9 protein-coding genes are annotated in these 10,532 nt (G+C 69.7%); 3 read left to right on the plus strand and 6 right to left on the minus strand.

What is annotated here, in order from left to right; all coding sequences use genetic code 11:
* The 3 genes from A5695_RS07050 to A5695_RS07060 form a co-directional block, all read left to right on the plus strand.
* Nucleotides 1–1,409, plus strand: a 1,409-nt coding sequence (locus tag A5695_RS07050) for a CaiB/BaiF CoA-transferase family protein (RefSeq protein WP_197515382.1), incomplete at its 5' end; no start/stop codon positions are given.
* Nucleotides 1,410–1,451: 42 nt separating this feature from the next.
* Nucleotides 1,452–2,936 (plus strand): acetyl-CoA acetyltransferase, encoded by a 1,485-nt coding sequence (locus A5695_RS07055; RefSeq protein WP_068079437.1) that lies wholly within the window; start codon nt 1,452–1,454, stop codon nt 2,934–2,936.
* A gap of 108 nt (nt 2,937–3,044) precedes the next feature.
* Nucleotides 3,045–5,156 (plus strand): NAD-dependent epimerase/dehydratase family protein, encoded by a 2,112-nt coding sequence (locus tag A5695_RS07060; RefSeq protein ID WP_068079439.1) that lies wholly within the window; start codon nt 3,045–3,047, stop codon nt 5,154–5,156.
* On the opposite strand, the gene A5695_RS07065 is transcribed toward A5695_RS07060, so the two are convergent.
* The 6 genes from A5695_RS07065 to lon all read right to left on the minus strand — a co-directional run bounded on the left by A5695_RS07065 (nt 5,153) and on the right by lon (nt 10,367).
* A complete protein-coding gene (locus A5695_RS07065) occupies nt 5,153–5,878 on the minus strand; it encodes a DUF72 domain-containing protein (RefSeq protein ID WP_068079441.1) in 726 nt (241 codons plus the stop codon). The genes A5695_RS07060 and A5695_RS07065 overlap by 4 nt on opposite strands.
* Complete coding sequence (locus A5695_RS07070) at nt 5,875–6,510, minus strand: endonuclease (RefSeq protein WP_068079447.1); 636 nt, start codon at nt 6,508–6,510, stop codon at nt 5,875–5,877. Before A5695_RS07070 ends, A5695_RS07065 begins: the two co-directional genes overlap by 4 nt.
* Nucleotides 6,511–6,553: 43 nt before the next feature.
* On the minus strand, nt 6,554–6,886 hold the full coding sequence (locus tag A5695_RS07075) for a TfoX/Sxy family protein (RefSeq protein ID WP_068079448.1): 333 nt from the start codon (nt 6,884–6,886) through the stop codon (nt 6,554–6,556).
* 8 nt (nt 6,887–6,894) lie between these two features.
* The gene (locus A5695_RS07080; RefSeq protein WP_068079449.1) at nt 6,895–7,272 is read right to left on the minus strand and encodes a nitroreductase family deazaflavin-dependent oxidoreductase; all 378 of its coding nucleotides are present in this window, start codon (nt 7,270–7,272) and stop codon (nt 6,895–6,897) included.
* Nucleotides 7,273–7,363: 91 nt separating this feature from the next.
* Nucleotides 7,364–7,795 (minus strand): hypothetical protein, encoded by a 432-nt coding sequence (locus A5695_RS29455; protein ID WP_231974746.1) that lies wholly within the window; start codon nt 7,793–7,795, stop codon nt 7,364–7,366.
* Nucleotides 7,796–8,036: 241 nt separating this feature from the next.
* Nucleotides 8,037–10,367, minus strand: coding sequence for an endopeptidase La (gene lon / locus A5695_RS07090; RefSeq protein WP_068079450.1), 2,331 nt, complete (start codon nt 10,365–10,367; stop codon nt 8,037–8,039).
* Nucleotides 10,368–10,532 lie beyond the last annotated feature (165 nt).

A 10,532-nucleotide genomic window follows, 5' to 3' on the forward strand; every position in this document is an offset into this window, starting at 1 on the left:
GCGCGGTCACCGAGGCGGAGCTGGTTCCCGGGGTGCGCACTCGCGTGCCGACCGGCTACTTCGTCGTCGACGGCCACCACGCCGGCTTCCGCAGCCCGGCCCCTTCGGCGGGGCAGGACGGACCGGGTTGGCGCGGAAATCCCGCGGTGGTGCAATCACCGTCGGGCCGCATCGGCGACTATCCGTTTGCCGGGCTGCGCGTCCTTGATCTGGGCATCATCGTGGCCGGCGGCGAGTTGAGCCGCCTGTTCGGCGACCTGGGCGCCGAGGTGATCAAGATTGAAAGCGCCGAGCACCCGGACGGGTTGCGGCAAGCCCGCGCCGGCGACGCCATGAGTGAGTCGTTCGCGTGGACGCACCGCAACCACCTGGCGATGGGCCTGGATCTGCGCAGCCCCGCGGGCAAGGAGATTTTCACCCGTCTCGTCGCGGAGTCCGACGCCGTCTTCGCCAACTTCAAACCGGGAACGCTTACCGCGCTTGGCCTTTCCTACGACAACCTGCGTGCGGCCAATCCGCACATCGTGCTCGCCGAGAGCAGCGCATACGGCGATCGGGGTCCGTGGAGCACGCGGATGGGCTATGGCCCGCTGGTCCGCGCGGCCACCGGCGTGACCCGGCTGTGGACTGCCGACGATCCGCAGGCACACCAGGGCGGCCGGCACCACTTCTACGACGCGACCACGATCTTCCCGGACCATGTGGTCGGCCGGATCACCGCAATCGCGGCGCTGGCCGCGCTGATCCACCGTCATCGTTCGGGCGGCGGGTCGCACGTGCACATCTCGCAGGCCGAAGCGGTCGTCAATCAACTCGACACCTTGTACGTCACCGAAGCCGCGCTGGCCGCGGGCGCGCCGAGGATCTGCGCCGACACCAGCCTGCACGCCGTCTATCCGTGCGCCGGCGACGACGAATGGTGCGCCATCTCGATCGCCTCCGACGAGGAATGGCGTTGCGCCACAGGCGTTTTCCACCACCCGGAATGGGCCGACGATCCGCGCTTCGCCACGGGCGAGGCGCGGCTGGCGCACCGGGAGGAGTTGGTCGAGCTGGTGTCGGCCTGGACCCGGACGCGCATCCCGGCCCGGGCGGCCCAGCTGCTGCAGTCCTCGGGGGTCGCGGCCGGGCCGATGAACCGGCCGTCCGACGTCCTGGACGACCCGCAGCTTATCGAGCGAAAACTGTATGCCGAGATGCTGCATCCCCTCGTCGCACGTCCGCTGCCCGCGGAGACCGGCCCGGCGCCCTTCCGGCACATTCCGCCGGCCCCGCAGCGCCCGGCGCCCGTGCCGGGCCAGGACACCGTCGACGTCTGCCGACGGGTACTCGGCATGAGTCCCCAGGAGATCGACCGGCTCACCACCGAGGGCGTGCTGTTCGGGCCGCCCGGACGCGGCGAACCCTGACCGCGCGGCCATCGGGATCGATAGCCCCGCTAAGTTTGACCCATGACCGTGGACCCCAGGACACCCGTGCTGATCGGCTACGGCCAGGTCAACCACCGCGACGAGATCGACCCGAACAGGCGGTCCGTGGAACCCGTGGACCTGATGGCGGCCGCGGCCCGGCAGGCCGCCGACGCGCGGGTGATCGAGGCCGTGGATTCCATTCGCGTGGTGAACATCCTGTCCGCGCAGTACCGCGACCCCGGGTTGCTGCTCGGGCAGCGGATCGGCGCCAGCGACTTCACCACCCTGTACAGCCCCGTCGGCGGCAACGTGCCGCAGGCGCTGGTCAACCAGGCATGCCTGGACATCCAGCGGGGCCGGGCTCAGGTGGTGCTGCTCGCCGGCGCCGAGACCTGGCGCACCCGCCGGGGCCTGCGGGCCAACGGCGGCAAGCTCGAGTGGACCGAGCAGGACGACTCCGTGCCGATGGCGCAGATCAGCGGCGATGACGTCCCGATGGCCGGTGACGCCGAGATCAGGATCCGGCTGGACCGGCCGGCCTACGTCTACCCGATGTTCGAGCAAGCGCTGCGGATCGCCAACGGCGAGCCCATCGAACAGCACCGCAGGCGCATCGGTGAATTGTGGGCCCGCTTCAACGCCGTCGCGGTCGACAATCCGCACGCGTGGATTCGCAAACCGGTGACCGCCGAGGAGATCTGCGAGCCCGGCCCGCAGAACCGGATGATCAGCTGGCCCTACACCAAGCTGATGAACTCCAACAACATGGTCGACCAGGGCGCCGCGCTCGTCTTGAGCTCGGTGGAGCAGGCCAGGCGACTGCAGGTGCCCGCGGACCGCTGGATCTATCCGCAGGCGGGCACCGACGCGCACGACACCTCGGCCATCGCCGAGCGCGATGAGCTGCATCGCTCTGCGGCCATCCGGATCGCCGGCGGCCGGGCGCTGGAGCTGGCGGGCCTGCGCATCGACGACATCGACTACGTCGACCTGTACTCCTGCTTTCCCTCGGCCGTCCAGGTCGCCGCGGCCGAATTCGGGCTGCCCGTCGACGATCCCACCCGCCCGCTGACCGTCACCGGGGGGCTGACGTTCGCCGGCGGCCCCTGGAGCAACTACGTGATGCACTCCATCGCCACCATGGCGGAGTTGCTGGCGGCCAACCCCGGGCGTCGCGGACTGATCACCGCCAACGGCGGCTATCTGACCAAGCACAGCTTCGGCGTGTACGGGACCGAACCGCCCGCCGAGTTCCGTTGGGAGGACGCGCAACCGACGGTCGACCGCGAGCCCACCTGTGCCGGATTGGTGGAGTGGGAAGGTGTCGGCACGGTGGAGGCGTGGACGACGCCGTTCGACCGCGAGGGGCGACCGGAGAAGGCCTTCGTGGCCGTGCGCACGCCCGACGGCTCGCGGACCCTGGCGGTGATCACCGACAGCGCCGCGGCGCAGGCCACCGTGCAGGAAGACATCGGCGGCGCCAAAGTAGCCGTCTCCGCCGACGGCAGTGCCACGGTGCAATAAGCGCCCGGAGCGGTCCTGCCCGGCTCGGACTGACGTTTGTTCAGTAACGGTCGCGTGGGCCATGCCGTCTGCCTATTGTTGAGTTTGAGGTCGGGGAGGTGAGCCCAGGTGCAGATCCTGGTTACCGACGCCACCGGCGCACTCGGGCGGCTGGTTGCACGGCAGCTGACCGCTGCCGGGCACACGGTCAGCGGCATTGCTGAGCGCCCGCATCCCTGCCTGGACCCCGATGTCGAATTCGTTTGCGCGTCGCTGGGTGACCCCGTCCTGCGTGAGCTCGCCGACGACGCCGACACGGTGATCCATCTGGCCCCGGTCGACACCACCGCGCCGGGCAGCGCCGATATCGAGGGCCTCGCGCACGTGACCGACGTCGCCGCCCGCGCCGGCGCCCGGCTGCTGTTCGTGTCCCAAGCCGCGGGCCCACCGGAGCTTTACCGGCCGGCCGAGGACCTGGTGACCACCAGTTGGGCTCCCAGCCTGGTGGTCCGGATCGCCCCGCCGGTCGGGCGCCAGCTCGACTGGATGGTGTGCCGCACCGTAGCGACGCTGCTGCGCACCAAAGTCTCGGCGGAGCCGATGCGGGTGTTGCACGTCGAGGACCTGGTGCGCTTCCTGGTGGCCTCGGTGAACACCGACCGCACGGGCGTGGTGGACCTCGCCTCGCCGGGCACCGTCAACGTGGTCACCGCATGGCGCATGCTGCGGTCCGCCGACCCGCGGTCCCGGTTGAACCGGGTGCGCAGCTGGCCGCAGCTCATCCCGGAGATGGACATCGCTGGGGTGCAAGAGGATTGGTCGTTCGAGTTCGGCTGGCAGGCGCTCGAAGCGGTCGCCGACACCGCACGCGGCCTCGTCGGCCGCCGGATCGCCGCCGCGGGCGCCACCGGGCACGGTCGCCAACTGGCGCTTCCGGTCGAGGTGGTCCCGCGCCCGGGCCCCTCCGGCGAGGAGCGCAGCGCGGCCCCCGAGGGCGTCGAGGGCGAATTCGACGACCGGATCGACCCGCGCTTTCCCGTCTTCAGTGCGGGCGATCTCGCCGCGGCGCTGCCCGGCCCGCTCACCCCCATCACGCTGGACGTGCAGCTGCGCGGGCTGCGCGAGGCGAATCGGGTGCTGAGCCACGTGCTCGCGCTCGGCGGCGTGGTCGGCGAGGAGTGGGGAAACCGGGCCATCGCCGTGTTCGGCCACCGGCCCTACGTCGGGGTGTCGGTCAACATGGTGGCCGCCACGCAGCTGCCTGGCTGGGACCAGGACGCCGTCGCCCGCGAGGCGCTGGTAGGCCGGCCGCACGTGGGCGACCCCCTGCCGTTCGGTGAGCCGGCATTGGCCGGCGGGGCGCTCGGGTTCATCGCCAAAGCCGTCGTCGCGGGCCGGTCGCTGGCATTGTTGCGCCATCTCAAGTCCGACACCCGCGCCTACAGCGCCGCCGCCGAGACCGAACACCTCGATGCGGCGCAGCTGGCGTCGCTCCCCGATGCCGGCCTCGAGGTGCGGATCGGCTTGCTGCGGGACCGCATCCATCAGGGCTGGATCCTGACCGGGTTGTGGCTGATCGACAGCGGTGTCACCGCGGCCGCTCTGGAGCGCAGCAAGGCGGCACGGGGTGTCCCCGGGGTGGGCATGATCATGGAAAGCAGCATCGTGGCGACCGAAACCGCCCGGCTGGCCGCCGCGCTGCGGGCCGACCCGCCGCTGTGTGTCCTGGCCCAGGAAGGCAACCTCGCCAGCATCCGGGCGTTGTCTCCCTCCACCGCGGCCGCCGTGGACGAGGCCGTCGCCCGCATCGCCCATCGCGGGCCCGGCGAGGCGGAGCTGGCCAGCCAGACGTATGCGGACGACCCGACGATGCTGCTGAGGGCGGCCGGGGAAGTCGCCGTGGCCGCCGCCGCGTCCTCCGATTCACCGCCGCCGACGCTGGCCCAGCGGCTCACCGCCAGCGCCCGCGATTCACGCGAGCTCGCTCACGACGCCACCCTGCGGTTCACCCATCAACTCCGGATAACGTTGCGCGAGTTGGGTTCTCGCCGAGTCGCGGCGGACCTGTTCGATGTCGCCGATGACGTGTACTACCTGACCTGTGACGAGCTGGTCACCATGCCCGGCGACGCCCGGTTGCGGATCAAACGTCGCCGCGCCGAGCGTGACCGGTTGCAGGCGCAGCGCCCGCCCGAGGTCATCGACGGGGCGTGGACCCCCGTCGATGAGGTTTCCGACTAACCCAGCAGCTCGCGCAGGTACAGCGCGTTGCGCACCGCGTGGCCGCCCAGGTCGTTGTTGAAGTACATCCACACGTCCTTTCCGTCAGCGTTCCACGCGGCGATTCGCTCGGCCCACCCCCGCAGCTGGTCGTTCGAGTAGGAGCCCGCGTAGATCGCGTCCTGATCCGGACCGTGCATGCGCACATACACCAGATCGGTGGTGGCCCGCGGCACACACGCCAACCCGGCGCCGCTCATCACCACGTAGGCGGCGCGGCGACGTTCGAGCAACTCATAGACGCCCTCGTCGTTCCAGGACGGATGGCGCAGCTCGACGGCCACCCGGATCGACTCCGGCATGCCCCCCAGAAAGGCGTCCAGGCGCGCTTCGTCGCGCTGCTGCTCGGGGTGCAGCTGAACGAGCAGCACTCCATGACGATCGCCCAGCAGTTCCCAGCAGCGCTCGAAGCGCTCGATCCACGGCCCGACGGACGCCAGGCGACGGTAGTGCGTCAGACCCCGATGCGCCTTGACGGACATTTTGAAGCCGTCGGGCAGCTTGTCGCGCCATCCCGCGAAGGTCGTATCTTTGGGCCAGCGGTAGAAACTCGCGTTCAGCTCGACGGTGTCGAACACCTCGACGAAACGAGCAAGCCGGCGTGCGGCGGGCAGGCCCGTCGGGTACAGCACGTCCGCCCAATGGTTGTAGGACCACCCGGAGGTACCGATCCGGACGGTCAACCCGTCACCTCCCGGCGCACCTCGTCGTCCAGCGACACCCTGATGAGCGCGGCGGCCAGCCGCGCATTGGCCTGCGGCGCAAGGGCTCCCAGCTTTGCCGGTTGCGCCGGCAGGCCCAATTGCGTGGCCGCGGTGGTGGCGCGGTCGTCGAAGTACGGCCGCAGCCAGGTCCAGACGTCCTGCACCTCCCGCAAGAAGATGTCGGCGCCGGTGTCCCCAATGCCCTTGAACTGCTTGAGTAATCGTTTAGTCGCGGCGGCATCGTGTTGGCTGCGTTCGGCCAGTTCGCGCAGATCGCCGGAATATTCGTCGCGCACGCGCTGGGCCATCTCGGTGAGCCGGGTGGCCGAACTTTCGTCGTAGCGCACGTAGTGGGCCCGGCCGAAGGCGTCGATCATGGCCTGCCGGTCGGCGTCCAGGACCGCCTTGGGCGTGCGCAGACCCGCCTTGAACAGCTCGCGCCCGGCGGCCATGGCGATGGCGGCATCGATCGGCTTGCTGGCCAGCATGCAGACCACCAGCAGCTGAAACAGTGGCATCGGCTTGTCGCCGAGGCTGATTCGCGCCTCGGTGGCGTAGGTGGTGCCGGCAACGTCGAGCAGTCGTCGCACCAGTCGCTCGCGGTTGGGCATACCCGATCACGTACCCGCGCCGGGTGTCAGCAAACCGCGCGGCTCACTTGGCCGGCAGGCTGCGCGCGTAGCCGACGCCGCGTGTCACCCAGCTCCGAAGCTGGCGTTTGGTGCGCACGCCGGCGGGGTCCACCCGCACCCAGCCACGGATGTCGCGGCCGGCCATCACCATGGGGCTGACATGGTCTCGCCGCAGCACGTTGTCGAGGTCGTCCTTCGGGACGCGGACCAGCAGACCACCCTGGCCGCTGATCGCGACGGACATGTTGCCGTTGACCAGGAAGGCGAGGCCGCCGAACATGCGTTTCTCCTCGACGCCGCGCTCGGAGGCCACGAGCTCACGGATTTCGTTCGCCAGGCTCTCGTCGTAGACCATGCGAGGCGTCAGTCCAGATCCACCCGAATGGTCAGCAAGTCGCTGCCCATCAGCCGCACCACCGCGCTGTTGAGACGCGGCAAGTCGCCCAGCCGGCGCAACGGGTCGTCGTTGGGCAGCAGATGCGCGGTGCCGCTGCGCCATTGACCGCCGATGCGCACCCGAACGGCAGGATTGGCCTTGATATTGCGGACGTAGTCGGAGTGTTCGCCGTGTTCGGAGACCATCCAGAACTGGTTGTCGATCAGCCGTCCGCCCACGGCGGTGCGTCGCGGCTTGCCGCTCTTGCGGCCGGTGGTTTCCAAGCTGATGCCAGGCATTTGCCGGCCCACTGGATTGACGAGGAGGCGTTGCACACGATGGACCACTCGGCGTTTGAGACTCACGGTTTTATTCAACGCCAGCCCGCCGCCGATGTCACCGCGCAGCGAAAACGGCCGCCCCCGATACCGGGGGCGGCCGCTTCCTCATACCGTTTTATGCCACGTAGGCGACGAACTGACCGCTGGGCAGGTAGACACCCCACTGGTTCACGGACGCGTTGAACACGACTGGGTAGTCGCCGGGTTGGCCCGGCGGGGTCCAGCGCGCCGGCAGTCCGTAGCCGATGGGGTCGTTGTAGTGCCCCGGCGGCGGGAAGCCGTGCTGCCCCGGCGGCAGCGGCGTGCCCGGCCCGTTGCAGTTGGCGCCCGGGCCACCGTTACAGATCGGCACCCCTGGCGGCGGCAGCTGGCCCGGGCCGCCCAGGTCCGGACCGTTGGGTCCAGGCACGTTCGGGCCCGGGACGTTCGGCCCGGGAATGTTCGGGCCGTTCGGGTCGGCCTGCGCGATTCCGGCGCCAATTCCGAACGCCGCGGACGTGATGGTTCCGGCCATGACAGCGCCGGCTGCGATTTTGCTCAGATTCATCAGTGAACCCCCTTGTCGAGCGATTTGGCTGCCTCAATGGCAGCTCAACCATTGACTTGGTGATTCGCTCACCCCACCGCCCTTGCGGGCAGTCGAACCTCCAACACCCCAGATACCCGGGGCATGGACGGTGAAAACCTCTTCGCGCTCGGGCGCGCCGGGGGCGGGCACGCCGACGGCGTGCAATGCCCATTCATGCGGGACCGAGAAACTCAGCGAACGGCGGGGTGGGCGGCTCGTTTCACGCGGCGAACGTAGCGGTCTGTGCGACCGGTTCCAGCGCCTGAGCCACGATGTCGGCAACGTCGGTCATCGACCGCACTTCCAGCGCGTCGAGCACCTCCGCGGGCACGTCGTCCAGATCGGGTTCGTTGCGGGACGGGATGAAGACCGTCGACAGGCCGGCCCGCTGGGCCGCCAGCAACTTCTGCTTCACGCCCCCGATCGGCAACACCCGCCCGTTCAGTGTGACCTCCCCGGTCATCCCCACGTCGGAGCGCACCTGACGTCCGGTGGCCATCGAGACCAACGCGGTCACCATGGTGACACCGGCCGACGGGCCGTCCTTGGGCACCGCGCCGGCGGGCACGTGGACGTGGATGCGCCGGTCGAGGGCCTTGATATCAATGCCCAACTCAGCGGCGTGGGAGCGCACGTAGGAGAGCGCGATCTGCGCCGACTCCTTCATCACGTCACCCAGCTGTCCCGTCAGCTGTAAACCGGGCTCACCGTCGGTGGCGCCGGCCTCGATGTAGAGCACGTCGCCGCCCAGGCCGGTGACGGCCAGGCCGGTGGCCACGCCGGGCACCGCCGTGCGCTCGGCCGATTCCGGGGTGAACCGCGGACGGCCCAGGTAGTCGACCAGATCCGGCTCGTCAATGATGATCGGCTCGGCGGCGTCGGCCAGCTTGGTGGTGACCTTGCGCAGCGCCTTGGCGAGCAGCCGCTCGAACTGGCGCACCCCGGGCTCGCGGGTGTAATCGGCGGCGATCTTGCGCAGCGCGTTGTCGGTCAGCGTGACCTCGTCCTCGGTCAGCGCCGCCCGCTCCCGCTGCCGGGGCAGCAGGTAGTCCCGCGCGATGGCGACCTTGTCGTCCTCGGTGTAGCCGTCGATAGTCACCAGCTCCATGCGGTCCAGCAGCGCCGACGGGATGTTTTCGATCACGTTGGCGGTGGCCAGGAACACCACATCGGACAGGTCCAGGTCCAAATCCAGGTAGTGGTCGCGGAACGTGTGGTTCTGCGCCGGGTCGAGCACCTCCAGCAGCGCCGCGCTCGGGTCACCGCGGTAGTCGGATCCGACCTTGTCGATCTCGTCGAGCAGCACAACGGGGTTCATCGAACCGGCCTCACCGATGGCCCGCACGATCCGGCCCGGCAGCGCGCCCACATAGGTGCGCCGGTGCCCGCGGATCTCGGCCTCGTCGCGCACACCGCCCAGGGCGACACGCACGAACTTGCGGCCCAGTGCCCGGGCGACGCTCTCACCCAGCGACGTCTTGCCGACCCCGGGCGGGCCGGCCAGCACCATCACCGCACCAGAGCCGCGCCCTCCGACGACCTGCAGCCCGCGCTGGGCGCGGCGCGCCCGCACCGCCAGGTACTCGACGATGCGGTCCTTGACGTCGTCCAGCCCGTGGTGGTCGGCGTCCAGGACGCCGCGCGCGGCCTTCAGGTCGGTCGAGTCCTCGGTGTGTGCGTTCCAGGGCAGGTCGAGCACGGTGTCCAGCCAGGTCCGGATCCAACCGCTCTCCGGGCTCTGGTCGCTGGACCGTTCCAGCTTGCCGACCTCACGCAGCGCGGCCTCGCGGACCTTCTCGGGCAGCTTGGCGGCCTCCACGCGGGCCCGGTAATCGTCGGATCCGTCGGGCTCGCCCTCGCCGAGTTCCTTGCGGATCGCGGCCAGCTGCTGGCGCAGCAGAAATTCCTTCTGCGTCTTCTCCATGCCCTCGCGCACGTCCTCGGCGATCTTGTCGTTGACCTCGACCTCCGCCAGGTGGGCGCTGGTCCAGTCGATCAGCACGCGCAGCCGCTCGGCGACGTCGACGGTTTCGACCAGTTGCCGCTTCTGCTCGCTGGACAGGTAGGACGCGTAGCCGGAGGTGTCCGCCAGCGCCGACGGGTCGGTCAACCGGTTGACGTAGTCGACGATCTCCCAGGCCTCGCGCCGCTGCAGCATGGCAAGCAGCAGCTTCTTGTACTCCGCTGTCAGTGCCTTGATCTCGTCGGTCGTCTCGGCCTCGGCGACCTCGGTCACCTCGACCCACAGGGCAGCGCCGGGCCCGGACGCGCCGGTCCCAATCTGCGCCCGCCGCTCGCCGCGCACGACGGCCGCGGTGCCGCCCCCCGCGATGCGTCCGACTTGCAAAATCTTTGCGATCACACCGTGTGACGGGTAGCGGTCATCGAGCCGTGGCGCGATCAGCAACTGCCCCGATTCGCTCGCCTGGGCGGCGTCGATCGCCGCCCGCGCGGCCTCAGAGCTCGAGTCGAGCGCGATCGGCACGACCATTCCGGGCAACACGATGGTGTCGGTGACGAACAGCACCGGCACCGATTTGGCTTCAGCCATCAATCCTCCAAAAACTGAGTCTGATGCGCTCAACCCAGCCCGGCGCCCGTTTGTTCCCGGGACGGTTTCCCCTGCCCAATGTGCGCCAGGCCGCACAGTGACGATGGATGATGCCGCCCCGCCGAATTTGCGGCTGGCCGCACGTTCGCCCTCGACTGTGCGGCC

The organism is Mycobacterium sp. E1747 (assembly GCF_001667775.1).
In the GTDB taxonomy this organism is placed as follows: Bacteria; Actinomycetota; Actinomycetes; order Mycobacteriales; family Mycobacteriaceae; genus Mycobacterium.

Bases quoted from the DNA above. Each gene is read 5' to 3' on its own strand.
- lon (WP_068079450.1), bottom strand. From the start codon at position 10,367: ATGGCTGAAGCCAAATCGGTGCCGGTGCTGTTCGTCACCGACACCATC.
- A5695_RS07075 (WP_068079448.1), bottom strand. From the start codon at position 6,886: ATGGTCTACGACGAGAGCCTGGCGAACGAAATCCGTGAGCTCGTGGCC.
- A5695_RS07055 (WP_068079437.1), top strand. From the start codon at position 1,452: ATGACCGTGGACCCCAGGACACCCGTGCTGATCGGCTACGGCCAGGTC.
- A5695_RS29455 (WP_231974746.1), bottom strand. From the start codon at position 7,795: ATGAATCTGAGCAAAATCGCAGCCGGCGCTGTCATGGCCGGAACCATC.
- A5695_RS07070 (WP_068079447.1), bottom strand. From the start codon at position 6,510: ATGCCCAACCGCGAGCGACTGGTGCGACGACTGCTCGACGTTGCCGGC.